This window comes from Nonomuraea sp. NPDC049758 (assembly GCF_040674635.1).
Lineage (GTDB): Bacteria > Actinomycetota > Actinomycetes > Streptosporangiales > Streptosporangiaceae > Nonomuraea.
Genome location: NZ_JBFAMZ010000012.1, coordinates 60,293 through 84,771 on the forward strand (window position 1 = coordinate 60,293; position 24,479 = coordinate 84,771).

Genomic DNA, 24,479 nt, shown 5'->3' on the forward strand with positions numbered 1-24,479 from the left:
GCTTGCACCGTCGGTGAGGTGCGCCTGGCGGGCGCACCTGCTTTCCAGAGTTGCCTCACCCGAGCGGTACGGGATGCCTGAGAGATTCCGGGGAGGGTTGCTCCTTCGGCGCCCCAGGACCGAAGCCCAGGGACTCTCCCGCACGGGGTCGTCAGCCTTACTCTGTCCTAGATTACTACGGTGTGTTCAGCGGTTCAGCTCACCCCGTGCGGCGTGCGCGACGCCGCTTGGCGAGCTCGTCAGCGGGATGGTCGGCCGGGACGGTGTCCTCGACCGCCGCCCGTTCCCCCGGCAGCTCCGCGAGGGAGCCCTCGACCTCTCGCCAGACCCGGCCGAGCGCGATGCCGAACACGCCCTGGCCGCCCTGGAGGAGATCGATCACCTCGTCGGCCGAGGTGCACTCGTAGACGCTGACACCGTCGCTCATGAGCGTGATCTGCGCGAGGTCGGCGACCCCGCGGTCACGCAGATGCTGCACCGCGGTGCGGATCTGCTGCAACGACACCCCGGTGTCGAGCAGCCGCTTGACGACCTTGAGCACCAGGATGTCGCGGAAGCTGTAGAGCCGCTGCGAGCCCGAGCCGTGCGCGGCTCTTATCGTGGGCTCGACCAGGCCCGTGCGTGCCCAGTAGTCGAGCTGCCTGTAGGTGATGCCGGCCGCCGAGCAGGCTGTGGGCCCGCGGTATCCGATGTCGTCGGGCACCGTCGCGGGCTGCTCGTCGAAGAGCAGTCCCTGCTCTCCGGCACGCTGCCGCGCGCTCTCGCGCCGCACCGGATCTTCCTGGCCGGCCGTCTTTCCCTCGCCGCTGCTGACCGCCACGCGGACCTCCGGCTTTCTCTCATCCCATGGCCTGATCTGGGGGTTCGTAAAGGGCGACCACGGGTTTCACTTGCACCGTAGGACCGTGACCATGCTCAGTCAACGATCCGGCTCGGCGCGTCGTGAAGCGTAAATGCACTGAAATACCTACCCCGCCCTGCCGAAGTCCTCGGGAGTGATCGTGTCAAGGAACTCCCTGAACTTCTCCACCTCGTCCTCCTGGTCGTCAGGGATGATCACACCGGCCTCCTGGACCACCTCTTCGCTGGCGAAGATGCGCGCGCCGGTGCGCAACGCCAGGGCGATCGAGTCGGAGGGGCGGGCGCTGACCTCCACGCCGTTGGAGAACACCAGGTCGGCGAAGAAGATGCCGTCACGCAGGGCCACGATGTTGACCGCGCGCAGCCCGACGCCGAGCGCGCTCAGCACGTCCCTGAACAGGTCGTGGGTGAGCGGCCGGGGCGGCGGCTCCTCGGCCTGCGCCAGGGCGATCGCGGTCGCCTCGGTCATGCCGATCCAGATCGGAAGGAACCGTTCCCCGTGTGCCTCCTTGAGCAAGACGATCGGCTGATTTGTGGGCATCTCAACTCGAACGCCCACGACCTCCATCTGCAACACGGGCTGCTCCGTATTCGGCCGGCCGGTCGCCCGGCACAGCTGTTGACTGGGTCGTTTCTGCTACACGCTTGTGCATTTCAACGTAACACCCGGCAGGCCTGGAATGTGCCCCGGCCTTCCAGCTCTGTGCCCTCAGCGGCCCAGGACAGACCTGACGCCGAGGCGCACCAGAGAGGCGTGCAGATCGAGCAGGAGCGTGGACAACTCCCTGGCGGCCTCGTCGGCCTCGCCGATGGCGCCGGGCGCGCGCCGCTTGAGTATGGGCGCGACGGTCTGCTCGACCAGCCCGCACTCCCGCTCGGCGGCGGCCTTGACCGCGCGCAGGTGGCGGGCGTGCAGGCCGAAGCGGGCCAGGGCGCCGACGCTGCGCGCGATCTTCAGCGCCTCCTCGTCGTAGCGCCTGGCCACGGGGGCCAGCAGGCCGTAGTCCTCCAGCTCGGCGAGGGTCTCCTCGTCGATGCCGGCCGCCTCCAGCAGCTGGGCCCGGTCGTAGCGGACCTCCTGGGTCTGCTGCACCGCGCGCGGACGGCCGAAGCTCTCGGCCATCTTGTCCTTGATCACCCGCAGCGGCAGGTAGTGGTCGCGCTGCTCGGTCAGGATGAAACGCAACTGCTCGACGTGGAGATGGGTGAACTTGCGGTAGCCCGAGGGGCTGCGCTCGGGCTCGATCAGCCCCTCACCCTCCAAGAAGCGGATCTTGGACACGGTGACGTCGGGGAACTCGCCCTGCAGCAGGGCGAGCACCTCCCCGATGCTCATGTGCGAGCGTGCCGCCTGTGAGCTCATGCGCCGGCGTTGACCCTCATCAGGAAGACGAGGCGGAACTTGCCGATCTGCACCTCGTCTCCGGAGTGCAGGGGAACCTCCTCGATGCGCTCCCGGTTGACGTAGGTGCCGTTGAGGCTGCCCACGTCGCGTACGGAGAACTGGCCGCCGCGGTGGCGGTAGAACTCGACGTGGCGACGGGAGACGGTGATGTCGTCGAGGAAGATGTCGCTCTCCGGGTGGCGCCCGGTCGTGGTGAGGTCTTTGTCCAGCCGGAACCGGCTGCCCTGGTTGGGCCCTCTGGTCACCGTGAGCAACGCCGTGCCGGGCGGGAGCTGTTCGACCAGCGCCCGTTCGGCCAGGAGCATGTCGCCTGTCTCAGCCTCGTACGCCTCGATTCCCGCGACCGAGATCGTCGACGTGGTGTCCCCGGAGACCTCGGGTCTGGTCAGCGGTGACCCACAGCGGGAACAGAAACGGGCATCCTCGGGGTTGGCGTGCCCGCACTGCGTGCAGTAGACGCTCGGCATCGATCGGCTCGGCCTCCTACCGCGAAGACGCGGCGACGGTGCTGGGGACGCGCCTGCCTTCGCTCTTCAAGTTTGCGAATGCCGCAACTTACGCTGATCAGCGGCAAAGGTCAAGGCGGGGCGCTGGACTGCGGTTCGGACGCTGACAAAGTTACCGCCGCCCCCACCCCGTGGTCCATGCCGCCGCGCGTTTCTACATTACGATCTTGCGGCACTCCGCGCGCACATCTCGGGCGAAGGCTTTTCCGCTACTCTACGTGATCAGACGGCCGCCTGCTCGACCACGCGGGCCCACCGTTCGAGCAGTGCCTGCGCGCCGTCCATGTCGGGGGCCTCGGCCCACAGGTCGGTGACCGGCTCGGCGGCGGCGGGCAGGATCAGCACCCACGACCCGTCGTCGCGGGCGACCCGCACGCCGTCGGTGGTGTCCACGCGCCAGCCGTCGGGCTCGGCCTCGGCGGCCTCGATGACCGAGCGCATGACCGCGCCCTTGGCCGCCCACTGGGTGGGGATACTCCGCCGCAGCAGCTTGACCTCGGGGATCCTGGCGTCGATCTGGCTGAGCGACAGCCGGGTGCGGGCCACCAGCCCCAGCAGGCGCATGAACGCGGCCAGGCCGTCGATGGCCGGGCTGAACTCCGGCACGACGAACCCGCCGCGCCCGTCCGCCGCGAAGATCATGTCGGGGCCCTGGGCGGCGGAGGTCAGGGCGTCGAGCGCGGTCGAGGTCCACTGCACCTGCACGCCGTGGAAGCGGCAGACCTGCTCGGCGACCCGCGTGGTGGTGACCGGCAGGGCCACCCGGCCGCCCCGGCGCTCGGCCGCCACCAGGTCCAGCACGACCAGCAGGGCGCGTTCCTCGCTGATGAGCTGGCCGGTCTCGTCCACCAGCGCGATGCGTTCGCCGACCGGGTCGAAGCGCACGCCGAAGGCCGCCCGCGAAGAGCTGACCAGCTCCGACAGGCGTTGCAGGTCGCGGCGGCGCTCGGCCAGCGTCTCGGTGGGCGAGACGTCGTCCAGCCGGGCGTTGACGGTGAGCACCTCGACGCCGGCGCGACTGAGCAGCGTGGGCATCACCAGGGACGAGGTGCCGCCGGCGCAGTCGACCACGACCTTCATGTCCTTGACGCCGGTGACGCCGATGGCCCGCATGAGCTCGTGCGTGTAGCCCTCGACGGCCCTGGCCGGGTAGTGCAGCTCGGCGATCTCGCCGGGGAAGGCCCGCCGGTACTCCTGGCGGGAGAAGACCCGCTCCAGCTTGCGCTGGGCGGCCGGGGGCAGGTCGGCGCCGCGGTCGTCCATGATGACGATGTCGACGCTCTGCGGGTCGCCCGGCGTGGTGCGCAGGGCGATGCCGCCGGCGGCCGACTCACGGGCGGTGTGGAAGCGGGCCACGGGCAGCGGCGCGGCCTCCAGGTCCAGGACGTTGATCGCGGCGGCGGTCAGGGCGCCGATGACGGCCCGCTTGAGCGCCCTGGCGGCCAGGGAGCAGTCGCGGGAGGTGACGACGTAGGCGCCCTTGCGCAGGGTGGTGGCGTACGCGCCGGCCAGGCGGACGCACAGCTCTGCGGTGATCTCGACGTTGACCAGGCCGCTGACCCCGCGCGGGCCGAACAGGTTGCGCTGGCCGCGCGACTCCCAGATGACGCTGGTGTTGACGACCGCGCCGGCCTCGATGGTCTTGAACGGGTAGACCTTGACGCCGCTGGAGACGTACGCCTCGGCCTCGATGACGCACTCGTCGCCGATGACGGCGTTCTCCTCGACGCGGGCGCCACCCATGACGTCGGTGCTCTTGCCGATGACGCAGCCGCGCAGGTGGGCGCCGGGACCGAGGTAGACGTTGTCGTGGACGACCGCGCGGTGCAGGAAGGCGCCCTCGCGCACGACCGCGTTGTTGCCGAGGACGGTGTACTCGCGCAGTTCGGCGCCCGCCTCCACCTTGGCGTAGTCGCCGATCAGCAGCGGGCCCTTCAGGACGGCGTCGGGGTCGACCGTGGCCGAGTCGGCCACCCAGACGCCCGGGGAGAGCTCGAAGCCGCCGATGTCGAGGCGGACCCGGCCGGACAGCGCGTCGGCCTGGGCCTTGAGGTAGCTGGCGTGGGTGCCGACGTCCTCCCAGTAGCCGCCCGCGACGTAGCCGTAGATGGGGGCGCCGCGTTCCAGGAGGGCGGGGAAGACGTCCGAGGACCAGTCGACCGGTTCGCCGTCGGCCACGGCGTCGAGGATCTCGGGTTCCATGACGTAGATGCCGGTGTTGACGGTGTCGGAGAAGACCTGGCCCCAGGTGGGCTTCTCCAGGAAGCGCTGAACGCGTCCGTTCTCGTCGAGGATGATGATCCCGAATTCGAGCGGGTTGGGAACGCGTTTCAGGCCGATGGTGACAAGAGCCGAATTTTCGCGATGAAAACGGATCATGTCGGATAAGTCGATATCTGTGAGGGCGTCGCCGGAGATGACCAGGAAGCGGTCGTCACGCAGGCGGGCGGCGGCGTTCTTGACGCTGCCCGCGGTGCCGAGCGGCAGGTCCTCGGTGGCGTACTGGAGGTTCATGCCCAGCTCGTCGCCGTCGCCGAAGTAGTTGCGCACGAGGGCGGCCAGGAACTGCAGGGTGACGACCGTCTCGGTGATGCCGTGCCGTTTGAGCAGGCGCAGGACGTGTTCCATGATCGGGCGGTTGGCCACCGGGAGCAGAGGTTTGGGCTGGTTGGCGGTCATCGGACGCAGCCGAGTCCCCTCCCCGCCCGCCATGACGACCGCCTTCACCCGATCACTCCTTCGTGGTCGCGGTTACGAGTTGGCGCACCTGCACCACATACAGGATCCCTGCCCACCAATACAGGCCGGTGCCCCAGATCGCGAAGGCCCACCCGGCAATTCGCGCTATATCGGCATACCACCCGGTGTGGGAGGCGAGGAAGAGCAGCGGGAAGGCGTACATGAGGTTGAACATGGCGGCCTTGCCCAGGAAATGCACCTGAAGTGCCTTATATCCGTGTTTGCGAAGTACGGGGAACGAACAGGCGACGAAGAGCTCCCGCGCCACGATGACGGCCACCAGCCACCACGGGATGACCTCGCGCAGCAGCAGCGCCAGGATCGTGGCGAAGACGTACAGCTTGTCGGCGGCCGGGTCGATCACCCGGCCGAGCTTGCTGGTCTGGTTGAACGCACGAGCGATCTTGCCGTCGAGCCAGTCGGTGAACCCGGCCACGATGAGGATGCCGATGGCCCACCCGTCCGCCCTGGGCCCCAGAACCAACCAGAGGAACACGGGCACGCCGAGCAGGCGCAGGAAGCTCAGCAGGTTGGGAACCGTCCAGATCCGGTCCTCGGCGGAAGTTTCGCTCACGCAGAGACCCTACTGCGTGGAACTCCGGCACAGACGCCCCACCAGCGACCATTCCCGCTCGCACGCCCCCGCGCGGACGCGGGGCCGATGGAGGTTGATGGCGTTTCGCGGCATGTGAGGGCGGGAAAAGGCTGGGTGATCGATCCCCCCGCGCTGCCGGCCTGCCTTGGGGGGATCGGATGTGGCCCTGGGAGTCCGGTGTGCTGCGGGACGCGCCGGAGATCGCCTTGTTCCTCTGCCTGGCCCTCGGGTTCGCCCTGGGCAGGATCAGGTTCCGCGGGGTGGCACTCGGCGGCGCGGCCGGGACGCTGGCCGCCGCCCTCGCCGTCGGGCTGCTGACCGGCGGCGTCGAGGTCCACCAGCAGGTGCGGGTGATCGCCTTCTCGATCTTCGCCTTCACCCTCGGCTACACCCTCGGACCCGCCTTCTTCGCCGCGTTCTCCGGGCCCAACCTGCGGTACCTGTGGTTCACGGTCGTCGAGGTCGTCGGGGCGCTGGCGGTCGCGGCGCTGGTCGCGGACGCGCTCGGGCTCGACCCGGGCACCACGGCCGGGCTGGTCGCCGGGGCGGCGGCCGGGCCGGTGGCGCTGGGCACGGCGGCCGACGCCCTGCAGGCCGCCGGGATCGCGCACCAGGCGCTCGGGCCCGCGTACGTCCTGTCCTACCTCCTCGCCCTGGTCACCGTCGCGCTGCTGACCATCAGGGCCGCGCCCGCGGCGCTCCGGTTCGACCCCCGGGAGGAGGCCGCGGCGCTGTGGCGGCGGCTGGACGGCGCGGAGGAGACGCCACCGCCGGCGGTGCTGGGCCGGGCCCACCAGGTCACCACCGGCGAGGGCAGGACGGTCGGGCAGGCGGAGATCGCCATGGGCACCCGGGTCTCGGTGGAGCGGCTGCGCAGGAACGGCCGCCCGATCCCGTTCGGCCCCGACACGCTGCTGCAGCGGGACGACGAGGTCGTGGTGGTCGGCGTGCGGCAGGACGTCGTCAACGCCGGGGCGGTGGTCGGGCCCGAGGTGCCGGGCGGGCGGGAGCTCGACCTGGACCTGGAGGTGGCCGACGTCATGCTCGAGGGCCGGCCGCCGGCGACCGTGCGCGACCTGCGCGCCGGGCTGTCCGGCCAGGGGGTGCAGGACCTGCACGTGTGCGAGGTGCGGCGGGTGGGGTGCCGGTTGCCGGTCCGGCCCGGCACGCGGCTGTGCGCCGGTGACGTGGTGCGGGTGACCGGGCTGAAGCGGGACGTGGACCGGGCGGCGTCCTGGCTCGGGGCGCGGGCGGACGCCGGGCGGCGGGCCGACGTCGTCTACCTGGCCGCCGGGCTCGTGGCGGGGCTGGTGGCGGGGCTGGCGGGCGGCCTGACGGCGTCGCTCGGCTGCCTGGCGGCCGGGCTGGTGTTCGGCCGGGCACGGGCGGGACGGGCCGGCTTCGGGCAGTACGACGCCGGCGCCGCCCGGGTGGTGGGCGAGGTGGCGCTCGGCGTCTTCGTGGCGGCGCTCGGGCTGTCGGCCGGGCCCGCGGCGGTGGAACTGGTGGCGCGGCACGCCTGGCAGGTGGCCCTGGGCGCGGTCGCCACGGCCGCCGTGCCGGTGGTGATCTCGCTGGCCGTGGGGGCCAAGCTGATGATGTCGCCGCCGCCGCTGGTGCTGGGCGCGGTGACCGGGCAGCACGGCCTGACGACCGTCCTGGGCGGGGTGCGCGCGATGTCGGGGAACGGGACGCCGCTGCTGGCGTACACGGTGGTGCACGCGTTGTCGGGAGCCGTGCTGGCCCTGCTGGGCCCCGCCGCGGTGGCCCTGGCCCGCTGGGTGGGCGCCTGAGCGCCACCGGCTCTTCGGGGGGTCAGGTGCGCAGGAAGGCGTGGGTGTGGCCCACCGGCTCGAAGCCGAGGCGGGCGTAGAACTCGCGCGGCCAGTCGGCGGCGTCGGCGACCAGGAACGTCAGCTCGGCGCCGGCCGTGGCGGCCAGCAGCGCGGTCAGCAGGGCGTGGGCGAAGCCCTGGCCGCGGTGGCGCGCCAGGGTGTAGACGTTCTCGATCTGGACGACGCCTTCGTGCACGTAGAGGTCGGCGTGGGCGGCGATCTGCCCGTCGGGGGCGCGTACGGCGTGGAACTCGACCCGGTCCGCGCCGGACGCGCGGACCGCGGCGCGGGCGGCGAGCCCGTCGACCACGGCCTGCGGCGCCTGCGGCAGCGACTCGCGCCACTCCTCGCGCAGCACGGGCAGCAGCTCCGCCAGTGCGAGCGGCTCGGTGGTGGCGGCGGACGCGGCGGGGCGGGGGCCGTGGAAGGCCATGACGACGTTCGTCTCGTGGCCGTAGCCGGCGGCGGCGAAGGCGGGCCGGAACTCCCGGCCCAGCCGGTCGTCGTCGACGCACACCAGCCGGTGGCCGAGCCCGGCGAGCCGCTCCTCGGCGGCCGCGAGCACCGGCTCCGGGCGGCCGTTCCAGACCACGAGCTTGTTGTCGTCGTGCGACATCGGGTAGCGCTCGTCGAGCACCGCGAACCCGCCGGGGACCGGCGCGACGACGGGCGCCTTGCGCCGGGCGAAGCCGTGCAGGAAGGAAAGGGCCCGCGCCAGCTCGTCAGCCACCGCGCGCGGCCCGCAGGAAGGCCCTGATCAGGGCGGAGTCCTTGACGCCCGGCGCGGTCTCGACGCCGCTGGAGACGTCGACCCCCCACGCGCCGGCGGCCTCGGCGGCCTCGGCCACGTTGGCCGGGTCGAGCCCGCCGGCCAGCATCCACCGGCCGGACGGGCGGCCGCGCACCGCCGCCCAGTCCCAGGGCTCCCCCGAGCCGGGACGCGGGGCGTCGACGATGAGCAGGTCTTCGTCGAAGGCGCCGCACCGCAGGTCGGCGGCGGCGTCGACGGCCCGCACGAGCGGCCGGCCGAGGTCTTTCAGCGCGGTGAAGTCGGCGTGGGGGTGGTGGCCGTGCAGCTGCACGGCGCGCACGCCCGAGGCCAGCGCGGCGGCCCGGACCTCCTCGGGGGTCTCGCCCCGGAAGACGCCCACGGTGAGCACGTGGGCCGGGATCGGCGCGGCCAGCTCGGCCGCCCGCTCCGGCGTGACCCTGCGCGGGCTCCGGGTGAGCACGAACCCGATGGCGTCGGCGCCCGCCTCGACGGCGGCCTCGACGTGCTCGGGCTCGCTCAACCCGCAGATCTTCACATACACACCTCAGACCTTAGCGGCGCCGCGACGCCGACGGCGACCACGACCAGATCAGCAGCGCGCCGATGAGGCCGAACAGCAGCACCCCGTTGGGCAGGTGGGCGCCCAGCCAGAGCCAGGTGACGTGCTGGAGGCCGCCGACCACGAACAGCGCGACACTGGCCCACACCGGCCAGCCGGCGCCGCGGCCGGGCCGCCAGACCAGGATCGCCAGCACGATCTGCACGAGCGCCACCAGGTGGACGACCATGCCCGCCATGACGTGCGTCTCGGCCACCGGGCCGCCGCCCGCCGAGACGGCCTGCCCGGCGAACGAGGCGGCCACCAGCAGCGCGGCCGCCTGGGCGATGATGGCGACGCGCAGGCTGTGGAGCAGGCCGGCCGACACCTGCCGGGTCGTGCCGGGACGCGGCATGACCTGTGTCTCCCCCATGATGTGGATCCTTTCTGCGAACGAAGGACCCATATCGTGCCGAGGGCGGCCGCACACGGTCGTCAGCCTGCGGGATGACCCCCCGATCCCCCACGTGGCGGACGGACCGGGCGGAAGGCGGCGTCCACGAGACCGGAGCGGTGGGCGACCACGGCGGCCTGGATGCGGTTGCGCAGGCCGAGCTTGTCCATGGCGGCGGCGATGTGCGTCTTGACGGTGGTGACGCCGACGTGCAGCTCCTCGGCGATCTCGGCGTTGGACAGGCCGGTGCCGACCAGGGCGAGCACCTCCAGCTCCCGCTCGGTCAGCCCGGACGGCGGCGGCACGGCGGCCTGCTCCTCGGCGGCCAGGAACCGTTCCACGACCCGGCGCAGCACCGAGGGGGCCAGCAGCTGCTCCCCCGCGGCGGCCCTGCGCACGGCGTCGACCATGCGTTCCGGCTCGTCGTCCTTGACCAGGAAGCCGACGGCGCCGGCGCGCAGGGCGGCGTGCACGTCGGCGTCCTCGGCGAAGGTGGTGAGCACGACCACGCGGGCCCCCGGGCGGGCCGCCAGCACCCGCCTGGTCGCCTCCAGGCCGTCGACGCGGGGCATGCGCAGGTCCATCAGGATGACGTCGGGCACGTGGCGTTCGGCCAGGCGGACGGCCTCGGCGCCGTCCTCGGCCTCGCCGACGACCTCCATGTCCCCCGCGGCCTGCAGCAACATGCGCACGCCCGCGCGGACCAGCGCCTGGTCGTCGGCCACCAGGACGCGGATCACGCGGCGCTCCTGGCGGGCAGGCTGGCCAGCAGCAGCCAGCCGCCGTCGCCGTCGGGGCCGGCGCTGAGGGTGCCCCCGAGGGCGCGCACCCGCTCGCGCATGCCGGCCAGGCCGCGGCCGGAGGAGGGCAGCCGCTCGATGACGGTGGGCGGGCGGCCGTTGCGGATCTCGATGGACAACCCTTCCTGCGCGGGGGCCACGGTGACGCGGACCCGGGTGCCGGGTCCGGCGTGTTTGAGCACGTTGGTGAGACCTTCCTGGACGATGCGCGCGGCGGAGGCGCGGGCGATGAGCGGGGCGCGGTCGCTGGCCGGATCGAGGTCGAGGTGGACGACGAGGCCGGCGGCGGCCATGCGTTCGGCGGACTCGCGGACCACGTCGGCCGGGTTGGCCAGCAGGTCGGGGCCGCGGTCGGGGTCGCGCAGCAGGTCGAGCAGGTCGCGCAGGTCCTGCAGCACCTGGTGGCCGGTCTCGCGGATGTCGGACAGCGCGTCGGCGACCGGCCCGTCGGGCGCGGTGTAGCGGGCGGCGCTGGCGCGCAGCACCATGGCGCCGACGTGGTGGGCCACGATGTCGTGCACGTCGCGGGCGATGCGCTCGCGCTCGGCGAGCTGGTCGGCGCGCACCTGGGCGACCGCGAGCCGGGCCGACTCCTCGGCGCGCAGGCGTTCGGCGGCGGCGGCGGCCTGCCGCATGCCGAGGTAGCGGCCGATCGCGATGGGCGTGGCCACCAGGGTCATCAGCACGCCGACGCGGAGCGGGGTGATCTCGGTGCCGTCGCCGACGACGGCGATGGCGGTCAGCAGGCAGCCGGTGAGGTACGCGGCCCCCGTCCAGGCCCAGGAGGCGGCGCGCATGGAGAACACGCCGATCGCGATGAGCGTGAGGATCAGGCAGGTGTTGACGGCGTCGTTGAGATAGGTGTCGGCGGCGATCAGCAGCACGCCCTGCAGCAGCAGGACCAGGCCGGGCAGGCGCCGGGCGACGCCGAGCGACAGCCCGCCGACCACGGCCAGCAGGCCGATCACCCACACGGGCAGGGCGCCGCTGTGCCAGGAGGTCCAGGTGCTGAGCACGGTGATGGCCACGCCGCCGGCGGCCAGCAGCGCGTCGGGCGTGACGTCGCGCTCCTCCAGCCGCTCGGCCGAGCTGCGCAGGTAGGCCCCGAGCACGGTGGGGAAGACGGGCAGCAGCACCGAGTACATCCAGGTGTTGCCGGTCATCGCGATGCCGGGGTCGGCGATGTTGACCGCCGTGGCCAGGACGGTGGCGCCCACGCCGGCCATGGCGGGCCGCCACGGGACGCGGAAGCCGACCACGCCGAGCGCGACGCAGATGAGGATCTGCGCGGTGTTGGAGGTGTAGGAGCCGAGCTGGTCGCTGAGCACGAGGAAGACGGCCAGGTAGAGGGTGACGGCCAGCGGCCACCGCCGTACGAGCCCCATGGGCAGGCCCACCAGGAGGGCCATGGGGATGTTCATCGCCGCCGGCAGGTACGCGGTGTCGCCCGCGTGGGCCGTCGTCAACAGATCCAGCCCCACGCCTGATGCCGCGAGCAGGACATCGAGCGGCACACCACGCCAACGCATGGCCTCACGCTATCCACCCTCGGCCGATACCTGATCCTCCGCGCGGAGGACCCCGTCTCCTCCTAGTGGCCGCAGGTTCGTCCAGAGGGGGGAGCGCAGAGGGTGATCTTCCCGATACGTTCGAGGTCATGTCCAACGACACCGCAATGTTCCTCGGCCAGTTCCTGCGCGCCCCCGCCGTGATCGGCGCCGTCGCCCCGAGTTCGCGCCGGCTGGCCGCCGCCGTCTGCGCGCCGGTCCCGGAGCGCGGCGAGCCGACCGTGGTGGAGCTCGGGCCGGGCACGGGCCCGTTCACGGCGGAGATCCAGCAGCGGCTGGCCGGGCGCGGCCACCACCTGGCCGTCGAGGTGAACGAGCGGCTCGCGGTGCTGCTCGCGGCGCGCTTCCCCGCCGTGGACGTGGCCCACGCGGACGCGGCGCGCCTGGGCGAGCTGCTGGCCGGGCGCGGGCTGAGCCACGCCGACGTCGTGGTGAGCGGCCTGCCGTGGGCGGCCTTCCCCACGGGGCTGCAGCACGAGCTGCTGGACGCGGTGACGTCGGTGATGAGCCCCGGCGCGGCCTTCACCACCTTCTCCTACATCCACGCCATCCCGCTCAGCTCGGCCCGGCGGTTCCGGGCGCTGCTGGCCGAGCGGTTCGAGGAGGTCGTGCCCGGACGCACGGTGTGGCGCAACACGCCGCCGGCCTTCGTCTTCCACGCCCGCAGACCTCGACCCTGAACAGAACGAACTTCTACGATGGCGTGATGGATTTCACCCTTCCCGAGAGCGCCCAGGCCGTCCAGCGCGGCGTCGCCGAGATCTGCGCCCGCTACGACCTCGACTACTGGCAGCGGTGCGAGAGCGACAAGCGCTGGCCGGAGGAGGTCTGGGCCGACCTGGCCAAGGGCGGCTGGCTGGGGCTGGCCGTGCCGGAGGAGTACGGCGGGGGCGGGCAGGGGCTGCTGGAGCTGGCGGTGGCCACCGAGACGCTGGCGAGTTCGGGCGCGGCGGGCGGCTCGGCCTTCACGTACGTGCTCACCCCCGGCTTCGGCGCGCTCACCCTGGCCCGGCACGGCACCGCCGAGCAGCGGGCGGAGCTGCTGCCCCGGCTGGCCACGGGCGAGGTCGAGACGTGCTTCGCCCTGACCGAGCCGGACGCCGGCTCGAACTCGCTGGCGATCACCACCTCGGCCCGCCGCGACGGCGGCGACTACGTGCTCAACGGCCAGAAGATCTGGATCACCGGCGTGCAGCGCGCCACCTGGATGCTGCTGGTGACCAGGACGGTCCCGGCGGCCGAGGCCAGGCCGCGCACCCACGGGCTGACCGTGTTCCTGGTGAACGTGCCCGAGGCGGTCGCCGCCGGGCAGCTGTCCTTCCGGCCGATCCCCAAGATGGGCGCGAACACCACGCCGTCCAACATGGTGTTCGTCGACGACCTGCGGGTGCCCGCCACGAGCGTGGTCGGCGAGGTGGACGGCGGCGCCGCCGTGCTGTGGGACATCCTCAACCCCGAGCGGGTGCTGCTGGCCGCCTCCGCGCTGGGCGGCGCCGAGGTGGCGCTGCGGGTGGCGGTCGGCTACGCCAAGGAGCGCGAGGTGTTCGGCCGTCCGATCGGCGCCAACCAGGCCATCGCGTTCCCGCTGGCGCAGGTCAAGGCCAAGATCGAGCTGGCGCGGCTGATGCTCTACAAGGCGGCCTGGTCCTTCGACCGGCGGCTGCCGTGCGGCACCGAGGCCAACGTCGCCAAGCTGACCGCCTCCCAGGCCGCGTGGGAGGCGGCCGACGCCGCGTTCCAGACGCACGGCGGCATGGCTTACTCGCTGGAGTACCCGGTGGCCAGACTGCTGGCCGACGCCCGTATCGGAAGGGTGGCACCCGTGACGGAGGAGCTTCTGCTCAACTACCTCGCGACACAGGTGCTCGGGTTGCCCCGGAGTTTCTGACGGCTCTCAGGCCCTGCTCGTCGCCTTGCGGATCACGTCACGGGCCCTGTCCATGATCGCGGCGGGCGGGCCCGCCAGCAGGTTCTTCGGCGCGGTCTCGACGCCGGCGTGCGGATGCGTGGGCGCGAGCGCCTCGGCGGCCTTGACGCCGATCGCCATCGCGTGCAGCTCCTTCTCACCGGCGGCCTGCCTCAGCCGGGGGAACTCCTCGCGTTCCTCGGCCTCGGCGTGCTCGACGACGGCCTTGCGCAGCGTGGCCAGGTTGGCCGCGAACTGCGGGTCGTCGACGCCCGCCCGCTCCATCAGGGTGAGCATGTCCTTGGCCGCGTTCTCCTCGGCCAGGCGCTCGTCCACCAGGTCGTCGCCGTCGTCGACGTGGCGGCGCGCGTACGGGTGGACGATCTCCTCCTCTGCTGTCTCGTGGACGGCCAGCAGGCGCACCAGCCTCTGGAAAGCCGCTGCTTTGTCCTCGGGGGCAGCGTTCTCGACCTCCGTGAACTGGCTCTTGATCTGCTCGTGCTGGCGCACCAGCAGGTCGACCACATCGTTGTCCGTCATGAGGGTGCGCCTACCCCGGGCCCGGACAAGCACACGCGCCCGGCTCAGCCGAAGGCGGGCGGCCGCTTCTCGCGCACCGCGCGCACGCCCTCGACCACGTCGGGGCCGGTGAAGCCGAGGAACTCCATCGCCAGCGAGGCGTCGAAGGTCGGGCCGGCCAGGCGCAGCCAGTTGTTGAGCGAGTATTTGGTCAGCCGGATCGCCTCCTGGGAACCCTGGGCGAGCCGGACCGCGATCTCCATGGCCTTGTCGTGCACCTGGTCGTCGTCGACGCACAGGCTGACCAGGCCCATGCGCTCGGCCTGCTCGCCGGTGACGGGCTCGCACAGCAGCAGGTGGTACTTGGCCTTGGCCATGCCGCACAGCAGCGGCCAGATGATCGCGGCGTGGTCGCCGGCGGCGACGCCGAGCCGGGTGTGGCCGTCGATGATGCGCGCGGTGCGGCCGGCGACCGAGATGTCGGCCAGCAGCGCCACCGCGAGCCCGGCGCCCACGGCCGGGCCCTGGACGGCCGAGACGATGGGCTTGGAGCAGTTGAGCACGTTGTAGACGATGTCGCGGGCCTCGGCGAACACGCGCATCCGGGTGGCGTGGTCGCGGGTCATCTCCTCGATCATCGACAGGTCGCCGCCGGCCGAGAACGCCGTGCCCTCGCCCCTGACCACGATCGCCCGGACGGAGTCGTCGCGGTCGGCCTCGCGCCAGATCTCGCTCAGCTCGCGGTGGCCGGTCATGTCGACGGCGTTGAGCCGGCCGGGCTCGCTGATCGTGACGCGCAGCACGCCCTCGGCCGGGGTGTCGAGCTTGAGCTTGGTGTAGGTCACAGGTGCTCCCGCAGGCGGTCGGCGATGTACTGCCTGGCCTCGGCCGCCTGGTCGAACAGGCCGGGCAGGCCGAAGAAGCCGTGGATCGCGCCGTCGAACCTGCGCGCCTCCACCGGCACGCCGGCGTCGGCCAGGCGGCGGGCGTAGTGTTCGCCCTCGTCCCTGAGCACGTCGCACTCGGCGGTGAGGACGGTGGCCGGCGGCAGGCCGGTCAGGTCGTCGATGCGCAGCGGGCTCAGCAGCGGGTCGGCGGGGTCGGCGCCGGGCGCGTAGCGCTCGGCGAACCAGGCCATCTCGGCGGCGTCGAGCCCGAAGCCCTTGGCGTAGGCGCGGTAGCTCGGGGTGTCCATGGCCGTGTCGAGCACCGGGTAGACCAGCGCCTGGTGGGCCAGCCGGATGCCGGACCCGGCGGCCCGCCAGGCGGCGACGGCGGCCAGGTTGCCGCCCGCGCTGTCGCCGACGACGGCCACGCTGCCGTTGCTCTGGTAGAAGGCGGGCCTGGCGAAGACGTCGCGCACGACGGTCCAGGCGTCGTCGGCGGCGGCCGGGAAGGGGTGTTCGGGGGCCAGCCGGTAGTCGGCCGAGACGACCACGGCGCCGGTGCGCAGGGCCAGGTCGCGGCCGAGCGCGTCGTTGCGCCTGACGCTGCCGAAGACCCAGCCGCCGCCGTGGAAGTAGACCACGACGGGCAGCAGGCCGTCGCCGGGGTCGGCGCGGTAGATGCGGATCGGCACGTCGCCGGCGAGCTCGTCGCGGACGAACGGGAGTTTGGTCAGCGGCCCCCGCTGGGCCGCGAAGCCGTCGTGCGCGCGCATCTCCTGGATCGTGGCCAGGTCGAGCGTGGCCAGGTCGGTGTTGAGGTCCGACGGGTAGAGGGCGACGTAGTCCCGCGCCTGGGGGTGCAGCGGCATGAGCGCAGCCTAGCGGGCCGCCTCGACGAACGCATCGAAGAGCCGATTGTCCCCGCCGCGTTCGGGATGCCACTGGACGCCGACGCAGAACCGGTGGCCCTGGAGCTCGACGCCCTCGACGATCTGGTCGTCGGCCCAGGCCACCGCGAGCAGGCCGCTGCCCAGGCGGCGCACGGACTGGTGGTGCGGCGCGACCGCCTCGACGTGGTCGCCGACGGCCTTGCCGAGCCTGCTCGACACGCTCACCTGGATGTCGTGCACCGCGCCGGGCTCGCCGTGCCGCTCGTGGCCGAGCACCTCGGGCAGCCACGGGATCAGCGTGCCACCCTGGGCGACGTTGAGGACGTGCAGGCCGCGGGCGATCGCCAGGATCGGCAGTCCGGCGCGGACGGCGGCCCCGGCCAGGGCCAGCTCGTACCGGTCGCGGTGGGGCTGCGGCTCGGGCGCGCGCTCGTCGTGCTCGCCGCCGTAGGCCGCGGCGCCGAGGCCGGCGCCGCCGGCCAGCAGGACGCCGGACAGTCCGCCGACGTGGTCGCCGGCGACATGGGGGTCGAGCGGCGGCAGCAGCACCGGCGCGCCGCCGGCCCGCTCGACCGCCTTGGCGTAGGACGGCGGTGACAGCACGGCCTCGCGCACCCAGTCGCCCCAGCGGGCGGCCTCCAGGTAGGCGGTGATGCCGATGAGCGGTCGGGACATGCGGATCTCCAGGGGCGGGTCAGGGCAGGCGGGAGGCCGTCCCGACGGTCAGCCGGGCCTCGCCGGGCCGGGGTGCAGGACCGCCATGGCGGGATGCTACGCCTCCGCCGCGCGGCGGGAAACACCGGAAAGCGAAAGACGAAAATCACTTTTATTCGTTTTCTCCGTCGGAAAAGCCCATATCGCAATTGGGGTGAATCGGTTGTGACGCATCAGAGGTGGTGTAAGACTCATTTCCGAGCGCGCCGGATGTGCCGGGGCACGCAGCGCGTTCACGACCCGGAGCCGTCAGGAGGTGGCCGACGCGGCCGGAATCGATTTTCCGGTCCGATGGGGTGGGGTTGAGTGCATGTCGTTGAATCCGCGACTGGTGAAGGAGAGCTTCTCACTCGTCGAGCCCGTGGCCGACAAGGCGACCGCGTACTTCTACGGGCGGCTGTTCGCCGCGAGCCCGCACCTGCGGGGGATGTTCCCGCCCGCGATGGACGTCCAGCGCGACCGGCTGTTCGGCGCGCTGACGCGGATCGTGTGGAGCCTGGACAGCCCGGACGGCCTGGCCGCCTACCTCGGCCAGCTCGGCAGGGACCATCGCAAGTACGGGGTGCTCGCCGAGCACTACACGGCCGTCGGCAACGCCCTGCTGGCCACGATCCGGCGCTTCGCCGCCGAGGTGTGGAACGACGAGATCGAGGCGGCGTGGGTGTCGGCGTACACGGCGGCGGCGAACCTGATGATCGAGTCGGCCGAGTCGCAGGCGGGCGTCTCGCCGGCCTGGTGGCCGGCCGAGGTCGTCGACCACGAGCTGCGCCGTCCCGACATCGCGGTGATCACGCTGCGGCCCGCGCAGCGGCTGCCGTACACGGCGGGCCAGTACGTCACCGTCCAGACCGCGCGCTGGCCGCGGGTGTGGCGCACGTTCTCCATCGCCAACGCGCCGCGCCCGGACGACACGGTCACGCTGCACGTGCGCTCGGTGCCGGGCGGCTGGGTGTCCACGGCGCTGACCAGGCACACCAGGATCGGCGACACGGTCATGCTCGGGCCGCCGATGGGCACGATGACGCCGTGCGAGCACAGCGCCCGCGACCTGCTGTGCGTGGCCGGCGGCACGGGGCTGGCCCCGCTGAAGGCGATCGTCGAGCACGTCATCGCCTCGGGCCGCCGGCCGCGGATCCACCTGCTGCACGGCGTGCGCACCGCCGACGAGCTGTACGACCTGCCCGACCTGCTGGCGATGCAGGCGTCCTTCCCGTGGCTGCAGGTGCTGCCGGTGGTCTCCGGCGACCCGTCCTACGCCGGGATGCGCGGCCACCTGCCCGAGGTGACCGGGCGCTTCCACTCCTGGCGCGAGCACGACGTGTACGTCTGCGGCCCGGGCGGCATGGTGGACGGCACCGTGCGCCGCCTGCAGGCCGACGGCGTGCCGCCGGCGCGCATCCACCGCGACGTCGTGCCCGGTGAACGCTAGGACTGAACGTCCCTGGTGGTCGTCAGGAGGCCGCCGGGTCGCGGCGGAAGGCGGCGGCGGTCTCCTCGTCGGCCGGCCAGAACGTCTCGATGGCCAGCTCCGAGACGGTCACGTCCATCGGCGTGCCGAAGGTGGCGATGGTGGTGAACATCGACAACACGCGGTCGCCGTCGGCGATGCGCAGCGGCAGCAGGATGTCGCCCGGTCCGGGCACGTGGGCCACGTTGAGGTTGACGCCGGGGTAGGTGTAGGCGGCCAGCTCGTCGTGCAGCTCGGCCAGGCGGCCGTCGGCCGACGCCTCGGCCTGCCTGCGGAGCTGGTGCAGCAGGTACGCGCGGACCTCGGCCAGGTTCAGCAGCCTGCCGCCCATCGCGTCGGGGTGCAGCGACAGCCGCATCACGTTGACCGGCTCGGCCAGCAGCTCGGCGGGCACGCCGGCCATGAACATGGCGGCCGCCGAGTTGGCCGCCACCAGGTTCCACGCCGCGTCCACGACCAGCGCCGGGTACGGCTCGTGCCCGGCCAGGATCTTGTCCAGCGCCTGGCGGACGACGGCCATCTCCGGGGCGCGCACCTCGCGCTCGGGGAAGACCGGCGCGAACCCGGCGGCGACCAGCAGCCGGTTGCGGTGGCGCAGCGGCACGTCGAGCTCCTCGGCCAGCCGCATCACCATCTCGCGGCTGGGCCGGGCGCGGCCGGTCTCCAGGAAGCTGACGTGCCGGGAGGAGACATCGGCCTCGATGGCCAGGTCGAGCTGGCTCACCCGGCGCCGCTGCCGCCACGACCGCAACAAATCACCAAAAGTCTCTTCTTGTATCGCTAGTGCTCCCATGTCAGGAAATCTAGCGGTGAGAGGGAAGTATCACGATTACCTGTCGGGTAATGCCCGTGCCGTCCCGGCCGTCCGCGGGTGGCCGGGCGGCAGGCGTGCGGCAAATCTCCCAGTCCTCGGCACCGCCGCCGCGCGCGTGGCACGATGGCGGGAAGCGAACATGGGAGCGATGCTATGAGTGACGCAGTCCTCGCGATCGGCACCCGCAAGGGCCTGTTCCTCGCCCGTTCGGCGGGCGGCGGCCCGTTCGAGATCGAGCCGATCCGGTTCTCCACGGTCGCGGTGCCGTCGGTGGCCGTCGACACCCGGGGAGGCACCCCCCGGTTGCTGGCCGGCATCGAGTACGGCCATTTCGGCCCGTCCGTGATGCACTCCGATGATCTCGGCGAGTCCTGGGGCGAGGCGCCCCAGCCGCCCATCGCCTTCCCCGACAAGACCGACGCGACGCTGGCCCGGGTGTGGCAGCTCACGCCCTCGCCGTCGGAGCCGGGCGTGGTGTGGGCCGGCGTGGAGCCGGCCGCGCTGTTCCGCTCGGAGGACAACGGCGTGACCTACCGGCTGGTCGAGGGCCTGTGGGACCATCCCCACCGGCCGCGATGGCAGCCGGGCGGCGGCGGGCTGTGCCTGCACACGATCGTCCCCCACCCCACCGACCCCGAGGTCATGGGCATCGCGGTCTCGGCGGCCGGCTTCTACCGCACCCGCGACGGCGGCATGTCGTGGGAGGCCGCCAACCAGGGCATCCGGGCGCCGTTCCTGCCCGAAGGGCAGCAGTATCCCGAGTTCGGGCAGTGCGTGCACAAGGTCTGCATCGACCCCGCCCGGCCCGACCGGCTCTATCTCCAGCACCACTTCGGCGTCTACCGCAGCGACGACTTCGGCGGCAGCTGGCACGACATCGGCTCCGCGCTGCCCTCCGACTTCGGCTTCCCCATCGTGGTCCACCCCACCCGCCCCGACACGATCTTCGTGCTGCCGCTGACGGCCGACGTCGACCGCACCCCGGTCGGCCACCGCTACCGGGTCTGCCGCAGCCAGGACGCCGGCGCCACCTGGCAGGAGCTGGGCGAGGGCCTGCCCGAGGGTCCCGTGCACGCCACCGTGCTGCGCGACGCGATGACCGCCTCCCCCGCCGGGCTGTTCTTCGGCACCCGCGACGGCGAGGTCTACTGCTCGCGCGACGACGGCGAGAGCTGGTCGCAGGTCGCCCGCCATCTGCCCGACGTGCTGAGCGTGCGCGCGGCGGTGCTCTGACCGATGGCCAGGTCATTCACCAAGCCCGTGACGATGGTCGTGTTCGTGCTGCCCAGCTCGCTGCGGCGGTGGGTGAGCGGGCGCACCGAGGTGAAGGTGTTCGCGGTCGGCGCCGACCGCGACTCCCCGCCCACGCTCGGCTCGGCGCTCGACATGCTGCGGCGCACCCATCCGCTGCTGGAGGAGCGGCTGCGCGACGACTACGGCCGCATCCGCCGGCACATCAGCATGATCGTGTGCGGGGAGAACGCCCGCGGGCTCGGCGGCCTGGACTGCGCCCTGCCGCCGGGCGCCGAGGTCTACGTGCTGCCCGCGCTCGCCTGACGCCTCAGACCTTGCGCCAGCCCGGCACCCAGGCCCCGTCCTCGACGACGTAGTCGCCGAACAGGGCGGGCGCCTCCTTGCGCATGAGCTCGCCGATGCGCTGGAAGAGCAGGCGGATCTCCTCCTCCGCGCCGACGGCGGTACGGGCCTCGATCGTGTGCCGCAGCGTGCGCACGTTGGCCGTCCAGACCAGGCCGGTGGCCAGGCCCTCGGGGGCGAAGCGGCGCATGAACGACGTGCGGTGCTTCTTCTCCGAGAACGGCACCCCCTCCTCGTCGAGCCCGAAGTGCCCGGCCATCCAGAGCTGGAACTGCTCCAGCTGCTCCAGCACGGCCGTGGCCCGCTTCATCAGCTCGGGGTCCTGCTGGGCCCACTCGGGGAACCAGAACGGCAGCTCGTCGAGCCGGACGAAGCGCAGCGACTCCTGGGAGATGGCCACGCCGGGCCGGTGGCGCACCAGCTCGTGCGTCAGGACGCGGCTGACGTTGTGCAGCACGAAGCTGAAGCTGACGTGTTCGAGGACCGAGCCGTGCGCGCTGGCCAGGATGTTGCGCAGGTAGTCGTCCTGGTTCTCCCTGATGCGCACCACGTTGGGGTTGAGGCCCGGCTCGAAGGAGCGGTAGCAGAGGCGGCCGGCGAACTCGGCGAGGTTCTGGGCGTCGAGGTCGCCGCGGTCGAGCCGCTCCAGCCAGCTCTCGCCGCCGACCTCGCCCAGGTATCGGGCGAGCTCGTCGTAGTCAAGCTCAGGACGGGCGACGATGAAGACCTCGGGTTCGACACTGCGCATAAGGGAGCCCCCCGCTCGGGATCTGTGGTTTGTGACGGGCTCAAGCAAACCAGCTCGCGGGGCTGCGCGCGACTCGGCGCCCGCCGTCCCCCTCCGGAGGCACGGCGGGCGCCGGGCGGACGCCCTTGCCAGGTCAGCAGCGGTGCGCGGGCCTGTCGCGGGTCACCAGGTCGGTGTCGCCCGCGGTCCCGTCCAGCCACAGGACGCGACCCGCCGCGCCGGCGGCGAACAGCGCCTGCTCCCCGCGGTTGCAGGAGTAGCGCTCAAGGGCCCCGCCGGTGACCGGAACCTGGTAGATCTTGGTCAGGTTCGCGTTCTCGAGCGTGGTCCCGTCCGGCTGCACGCCGACGGTCACCCGCGACTCGCTCGCGTCGAGCCAGGTGGCGTACGGCGCCTGCGGCCCGTCCGGCACGACCGGCGTCTGGCCGGTGCCGTCCAGGGCGGCCCGCATGACGCCCATCCGGCCGTCGCGGTCGGCGTCGTAGAGCCAGACGACGTGCCCGGCGGTCAGCGCCGGGCGGATCGACAGCGACGGGATCGCGCCGGTCGGCGGCACCTCGGGCACCACGACCTCCTTGCCGGTCGCCAGGTCGTGCACGACGGGCGTGCTGTGACTGCCGCCGGAGACGAAGCTCACCCGCGCGTAGACGAGCCGGCCGCCGGTGACCGAGGGCATGTACCCGGCCACGCCCTTGTCGGCGGTGAGGTTGACCGGGGCGGCGTTCCCGCGCTTGAGCCACAGCTCGACCTCGCCGGTCGCGGGGTCCTCGCCGGACCAGGCCACGACGTCGCCCGAGACCGCGGCGGCGTAGACGTAGCCGGTGGTCTCGTGCAGGACGGTGGACGGCGCCGAGGCGTCGAGCGGCCGGGAGCGGACCTGGAAGCGGCCCGACTCGGCGTCGAGGGCGACCCACACCGCGCGCCTGCCGTCGGTGGCCGGCGTCCAGTCCCAGCGGCCGTCGTCGGACACGGTGGTCGCGGGGCCGCCGCTCACGCGTCCGGTCCGGATGACGGTGGGGCCGTTCGCGTCGGGGGTGCTGTCGGTGACGGCGTACCGGTCACCGGCCAGGGCGGGCGGGTCGAGGGAGTCGGTGAGGCCGTCCAGGACGACGCGGCTGTCGGTGCGGATCAGCCGCTCCCAGCCGGGCCTGATGCCGTGCCGCTCGAAGGCCGCCGCGATCGCCAGCCGGTCGCGCCCCGACAGCCCGGCGGCGCGGGCGGCCGACTCGACGGCGCGGCGGCCGTCGGCGAAGTCGTCGAGCGGGGTCATGTACTCGGTCAGCGCCTTGTAGACGACCTTGTCGAAGCCGGCGCCGAGCTGCTCCCTGACGTCCCACAGGGCGCCGGAGAAGATCGTGGAGTTGAGGTGCACTCCGCCGGCGTCGATCGCGGTGGTGACGCCGAGGTAGTCCTTGGCGGCGTTGCGGTCGTCGTCGAGGTCGCGGGTGGCGCACTGGGCGGGCGGCAGGCTCTTGCACAGGTCCTCGCCGAGCAGGCTGGCGTCGGGGTCGCTCATCGGGATGCCGAGCGCGCCGGTCTGGATGGCGTTGCCGAAGTAGTCGGCCAGGCCCTCGTTCATCGCGCCCGACTGGCCCTGGTAGACCAGGTCGGCGCTGTGGGTGATGACGCCGTGGGTCATCTCGTGGCCGACGACGTCGAGGCTGGCGGCGAAGGAGTGCAGGTCGGCGCCGCCGCCGCCGTAGACCATCTTGGTGCCGTCCCAGAAGGCGTTCTCGAACGGGCTGCCGTAGTAGGTGACGTTGACGACCGAGTACATCGTGCCGCCCTTGCCGTCGAGCCCGTCGCGGCCGAGCCCCTTGTAGTACTCGTAGACCTTGCCCGCGCCCCACTGGGCGTCCACGGCGCCGCTCTCGGTGTGCTCGGGGCCGAAGGCGGGCGTGGGCGACTTGGCGAGCTCGGTGCCGGCCGGCACGCCGGGTTCGAGGAACTGCTGCACGTCGGCGCCGGCGGCGTCGTAGGTGAGGATCTCGCCGGTGGTGCCGTTCCACATCGGGCGGGCGCGGTCGCGCAGCTCGTACGCGCCGTCGGCCCGCTGGTAGACGTTGAGCGGGACGGTCTTGCCGTGCGCGGTCTGCCCGCTGCCGGTCGCCGGGCCCTCCATGCGCAGCCGGTCCAGGGCGAACAGCGGCCGGCCGGAGTGGGCGTCCACGTAGGCGTCCAGCAGGACGGGCCGCTTCCTGGCCGCGTCGGCGCCGGTCAGGGTGACGTGCCAGGCCAGCACGCCCTTGCCGCGCGGCAGCACGACCAGCTCACCGGGCGTGGCCTTGACCGTGGCGCGGACCTGGTCGTCCCGGACGAGCCGGGCGCGGGCCAGCCGGGCCGCCAGCGCGGGGGTGACCGTGGGCGTGGTGTTCACGTCGAGCTCGGTGAGGAAGCGGCCGCCGGCGCCGGTGACCTCGCGCTTCGCGCCGTCCTTGCGGAAGCGGACCAGGTACTGGGCGCCGAAGACGGGCAGGTTCCGGTACCGCTGGGCGAACCTGACGGTCTCGTCCTGGCCGTTCACGACCGTGCGCAGCGGCACCAGGTCGGCGGGGTCGAGGTGGTAGCGCGGGTCGGCCAGGTGGGTCTTGGCCGCGGCGACGGGGTCCGCTGCGGCGGCGGGCTCGGCCAGCCCGCTCACCTCGGCGGGGGCCCGGGTGCCGGCCCGGGACTCCACCTGCGGCTGCGGCGGGTCGTCGGCCGCCGCGACACCGGGAACGGCCAGCGCGAGTGACAGGGCTGCGGCCGTGAGGACGAAGGGACGCCAGGACACGACACCTCCAGGTGTGGCGTAGGGGTTCTGGCGTCCACGATCATCACAGCAATATTGACAAATAGACAAATCACAATTTGATTACCGGAAA

At 72.6% G+C, this 24,479-nt stretch carries 24 protein-coding genes and 1 riboswitch; of the genes, 6 read left to right on the top strand and 18 right to left on the bottom strand.

Annotation, left to right across the window (positions count from 1 at the left end; genetic code table 11):
- Window positions 1-54: 54 nt before the first annotated feature.
- A riboswitch (glycine riboswitch) is annotated at window positions 55-151 on the bottom strand.
- 48 nt (window positions 152-199) lie between these two features.
- The 6 genes from AB0J46_RS29160 to AB0J46_RS29185 form a co-directional block, all read right to left on the bottom strand.
- Window positions 200-820, bottom strand: coding sequence for a MerR family transcriptional regulator (locus tag AB0J46_RS29160; RefSeq protein ID WP_352325612.1), 621 nt, complete (start codon window positions 818-820; stop codon window positions 200-202).
- Between the two features lie 147 nt (window positions 821-967).
- Window positions 968-1,438: a bifunctional nuclease family protein gene (locus AB0J46_RS29165; RefSeq protein ID WP_090771501.1), complete on the bottom strand. Its 471-nt coding sequence runs from the start codon at window positions 1,436-1,438 to the stop codon at window positions 968-970.
- A 132-nt stretch (window positions 1,439-1,570) separates the two neighbouring features.
- Window positions 1,571-2,197 (bottom strand): MerR family transcriptional regulator, encoded by a 627-nt coding sequence (locus AB0J46_RS29170; RefSeq protein WP_364337337.1) that lies wholly within the window; start codon window positions 2,195-2,197, stop codon window positions 1,571-1,573.
- 23 nt (window positions 2,198-2,220) lie between these two features.
- Window positions 2,221-2,733: an FHA domain-containing protein gene (locus AB0J46_RS29175; RefSeq protein ID WP_352325615.1), complete on the bottom strand. Its 513-nt coding sequence runs from the start codon at window positions 2,731-2,733 to the stop codon at window positions 2,221-2,223.
- Window positions 2,734-2,994: 261 nt separating this feature from the next.
- Window positions 2,995-5,499: a mannose-1-phosphate guanyltransferase gene (locus AB0J46_RS29180; RefSeq protein WP_364337339.1), complete on the bottom strand. Its 2,505-nt coding sequence runs from the start codon at window positions 5,497-5,499 to the stop codon at window positions 2,995-2,997.
- 4 nt (window positions 5,500-5,503) lie between these two features.
- Window positions 5,504-6,085 (bottom strand): CDP-alcohol phosphatidyltransferase family protein, encoded by a 582-nt coding sequence (locus AB0J46_RS29185; RefSeq protein WP_364337341.1) that lies wholly within the window; start codon window positions 6,083-6,085, stop codon window positions 5,504-5,506.
- A 179-nt stretch (window positions 6,086-6,264) separates the two neighbouring features.
- Between AB0J46_RS29185 and AB0J46_RS29190 the strand changes: the two genes are divergently transcribed.
- On the top strand, window positions 6,265-7,899 hold the full coding sequence (locus tag AB0J46_RS29190; RefSeq protein ID WP_364337342.1) for a hypothetical protein: 1,635 nt from the start codon (window positions 6,265-6,267) through the stop codon (window positions 7,897-7,899).
- Window positions 7,900-7,921: 22 nt separating this feature from the next.
- Here the strand turns inward: AB0J46_RS29190 and AB0J46_RS29195 are convergent, their stop codons facing one another.
- The 5 genes from AB0J46_RS29195 to AB0J46_RS29215 form a co-directional block, all read right to left on the bottom strand.
- Window positions 7,922-8,671 carry a GNAT family N-acetyltransferase gene (locus AB0J46_RS29195; protein ID WP_364337344.1) on the bottom strand — a complete coding sequence of 250 codons (750 nt, stop codon included), beginning with the start codon at window positions 8,669-8,671 and terminating at the stop codon, window positions 7,922-7,924.
- The gene (locus AB0J46_RS29200) at window positions 8,664-9,254 is read right to left on the bottom strand and encodes a phosphoribosylanthranilate isomerase (RefSeq protein WP_352350849.1); all 591 of its coding nucleotides are present in this window, start codon (window positions 9,252-9,254) and stop codon (window positions 8,664-8,666) included. Before AB0J46_RS29200 ends, AB0J46_RS29195 begins: the two co-directional genes overlap by 8 nt.
- A 10-nt stretch (window positions 9,255-9,264) precedes the next feature.
- Window positions 9,265-9,684, bottom strand: a complete 420-nt coding sequence (locus tag AB0J46_RS29205; protein ID WP_364337346.1) for a hypothetical protein — start codon at window positions 9,682-9,684, stop codon at window positions 9,265-9,267.
- A 62-nt stretch (window positions 9,685-9,746) separates the two neighbouring features.
- Window positions 9,747-10,445: a response regulator transcription factor gene (locus AB0J46_RS29210; RefSeq protein WP_352350853.1), complete on the bottom strand. Its 699-nt coding sequence runs from the start codon at window positions 10,443-10,445 to the stop codon at window positions 9,747-9,749.
- Window positions 10,442-12,034 (bottom strand): histidine kinase, encoded by a 1,593-nt coding sequence (locus AB0J46_RS29215; RefSeq protein ID WP_364337348.1) that lies wholly within the window; start codon window positions 12,032-12,034, stop codon window positions 10,442-10,444. The genes AB0J46_RS29210 and AB0J46_RS29215 overlap by 4 nt, the downstream gene beginning before the upstream one ends.
- A 128-nt stretch (window positions 12,035-12,162) precedes the next feature.
- Between AB0J46_RS29215 and AB0J46_RS29220 the strand changes: the two genes are divergently transcribed.
- Window positions 12,163-12,753, top strand: coding sequence for an SAM-dependent methyltransferase (locus AB0J46_RS29220; RefSeq protein WP_358286512.1), 591 nt, complete (start codon window positions 12,163-12,165; stop codon window positions 12,751-12,753).
- Window positions 12,754-12,779: 26 nt separating this feature from the next.
- Window positions 12,780-13,961, top strand: coding sequence for an acyl-CoA dehydrogenase family protein (locus AB0J46_RS29225; RefSeq protein ID WP_358286510.1), 1,182 nt, complete (start codon window positions 12,780-12,782; stop codon window positions 13,959-13,961).
- Window positions 13,962-13,967: 6 nt separating this feature from the next.
- On the opposite strand, the gene AB0J46_RS29230 is transcribed toward AB0J46_RS29225, so the two are convergent.
- Genes AB0J46_RS29230 through AB0J46_RS29245 form a run of 4 tightly spaced genes read right to left on the bottom strand, consistent with a single transcriptional unit; the run spans window position 13,968 to window position 16,950 of the window.
- A complete protein-coding gene (locus tag AB0J46_RS29230) occupies window positions 13,968-14,519 on the bottom strand; it encodes a hemerythrin domain-containing protein (RefSeq protein ID WP_364337351.1) in 552 nt (183 codons plus the stop codon).
- A gap of 44 nt (window positions 14,520-14,563) precedes the next feature.
- The gene (locus AB0J46_RS29235) at window positions 14,564-15,343 is read right to left on the bottom strand and encodes an enoyl-CoA hydratase/isomerase family protein (RefSeq protein WP_352350863.1); all 780 of its coding nucleotides are present in this window, start codon (window positions 15,341-15,343) and stop codon (window positions 14,564-14,566) included.
- Window positions 15,340-16,254 (bottom strand): alpha/beta hydrolase, encoded by a 915-nt coding sequence (locus tag AB0J46_RS29240; RefSeq protein WP_364337353.1) that lies wholly within the window; start codon window positions 16,252-16,254, stop codon window positions 15,340-15,342. The genes AB0J46_RS29235 and AB0J46_RS29240 overlap by 4 nt, the downstream gene beginning before the upstream one ends.
- A 9-nt stretch (window positions 16,255-16,263) precedes the next feature.
- A complete protein-coding gene (locus AB0J46_RS29245) occupies window positions 16,264-16,950 on the bottom strand; it encodes a gamma-glutamyl-gamma-aminobutyrate hydrolase family protein (protein WP_358286502.1) in 687 nt (228 codons plus the stop codon).
- 349 nt (window positions 16,951-17,299) lie between these two features.
- Here AB0J46_RS29245 and AB0J46_RS29250 point away from each other — a divergent pair, with 349 nt between their 5' ends.
- The gene (locus AB0J46_RS29250) at window positions 17,300-18,418 is read left to right on the top strand and encodes a globin domain-containing protein (protein ID WP_364337355.1); all 1,119 of its coding nucleotides are present in this window, start codon (window positions 17,300-17,302) and stop codon (window positions 18,416-18,418) included.
- Between the two features lie 22 nt (window positions 18,419-18,440).
- On the opposite strand, the gene AB0J46_RS29255 is transcribed toward AB0J46_RS29250, so the two are convergent.
- Window positions 18,441-19,250 (bottom strand): helix-turn-helix transcriptional regulator, encoded by an 810-nt coding sequence (locus tag AB0J46_RS29255; protein WP_352350871.1) that lies wholly within the window; start codon window positions 19,248-19,250, stop codon window positions 18,441-18,443.
- A 174-nt stretch (window positions 19,251-19,424) separates the two neighbouring features.
- Here AB0J46_RS29255 and AB0J46_RS29260 point away from each other — a divergent pair, with 174 nt between their 5' ends.
- Window positions 19,425-20,504: an exo-alpha-sialidase gene (locus AB0J46_RS29260; RefSeq protein ID WP_364337357.1), complete on the top strand. Its 1,080-nt coding sequence runs from the start codon at window positions 19,425-19,427 to the stop codon at window positions 20,502-20,504.
- Window positions 20,505-20,507: 3 nt separating this feature from the next.
- Complete coding sequence (locus AB0J46_RS29265) at window positions 20,508-20,828, top strand: hypothetical protein (RefSeq protein WP_352330107.1); 321 nt, start codon at window positions 20,508-20,510, stop codon at window positions 20,826-20,828.
- Window positions 20,829-20,832: 4 nt separating this feature from the next.
- Here AB0J46_RS29265 and thyX read toward each other — a convergent pair whose 3' ends face one another.
- Complete coding sequence (thyX, locus tag AB0J46_RS29270) at window positions 20,833-21,615, bottom strand: FAD-dependent thymidylate synthase (protein WP_352350875.1); 783 nt, start codon at window positions 21,613-21,615, stop codon at window positions 20,833-20,835.
- A 133-nt stretch (window positions 21,616-21,748) separates the two neighbouring features.
- Window positions 21,749-24,388 carry a M4 family metallopeptidase gene (locus AB0J46_RS29275; RefSeq protein WP_364337359.1) on the bottom strand — a complete coding sequence of 880 codons (2,640 nt, stop codon included), beginning with the start codon at window positions 24,386-24,388 and terminating at the stop codon, window positions 21,749-21,751.
- Window positions 24,389-24,479: the final 91 nt, after the last annotated feature.

Excerpts from the sequence above, each read along its gene's own strand:
- AB0J46_RS29170 (WP_364337337.1), bottom strand. The coding sequence starts at position 2,197 with ATGAGCATCGGGGAGGTGCTCGCCCTGCTGCAGGGCGAGTTCCCCGAC.
- AB0J46_RS29255 (WP_352350871.1), bottom strand. The coding sequence starts at position 19,250 with ATGGGAGCACTAGCGATACAAGAAGAGACTTTTGGTGATTTGTTGCGG.
- AB0J46_RS29230 (WP_364337351.1), bottom strand. The coding sequence starts at position 14,519 with ATGACGGACAACGATGTGGTCGACCTGCTGGTGCGCCAGCACGAGCAG.
- AB0J46_RS29225 (WP_358286510.1), top strand. The coding sequence starts at position 12,780 with ATGGATTTCACCCTTCCCGAGAGCGCCCAGGCCGTCCAGCGCGGCGTC.
- AB0J46_RS29205 (WP_364337346.1), bottom strand. The coding sequence starts at position 9,684 with ATGGGGGAGACACAGGTCATGCCGCGTCCCGGCACGACCCGGCAGGTG.
- AB0J46_RS29190 (WP_364337342.1), top strand. The coding sequence starts at position 6,265 with ATGTGGCCCTGGGAGTCCGGTGTGCTGCGGGACGCGCCGGAGATCGCC.
- AB0J46_RS29220 (WP_358286512.1), top strand. The coding sequence starts at position 12,163 with ATGTCCAACGACACCGCAATGTTCCTCGGCCAGTTCCTGCGCGCCCCC.
- thyX (WP_352350875.1), bottom strand. The coding sequence starts at position 21,615 with ATGCGCAGTGTCGAACCCGAGGTCTTCATCGTCGCCCGTCCTGAGCTT.
- AB0J46_RS29245 (WP_358286502.1), bottom strand. The coding sequence starts at position 16,950 with ATGTCCCGACCGCTCATCGGCATCACCGCCTACCTGGAGGCCGCCCGC.
- AB0J46_RS29250 (WP_364337355.1), top strand. The coding sequence starts at position 17,300 with ATGTCGTTGAATCCGCGACTGGTGAAGGAGAGCTTCTCACTCGTCGAG.
- AB0J46_RS29175 (WP_352325615.1), bottom strand. The coding sequence starts at position 2,733 with ATGCCGAGCGTCTACTGCACGCAGTGCGGGCACGCCAACCCCGAGGAT.
- AB0J46_RS29215 (WP_364337348.1), bottom strand. The coding sequence starts at position 12,034 with ATGCGTTGGCGTGGTGTGCCGCTCGATGTCCTGCTCGCGGCATCAGGC.
- AB0J46_RS29240 (WP_364337353.1), bottom strand. The coding sequence starts at position 16,254 with ATGCCGCTGCACCCCCAGGCGCGGGACTACGTCGCCCTCTACCCGTCG.
- AB0J46_RS29260 (WP_364337357.1), top strand. The coding sequence starts at position 19,425 with ATGAGTGACGCAGTCCTCGCGATCGGCACCCGCAAGGGCCTGTTCCTC.
- AB0J46_RS29265 (WP_352330107.1), top strand. The coding sequence starts at position 20,508 with ATGGCCAGGTCATTCACCAAGCCCGTGACGATGGTCGTGTTCGTGCTG.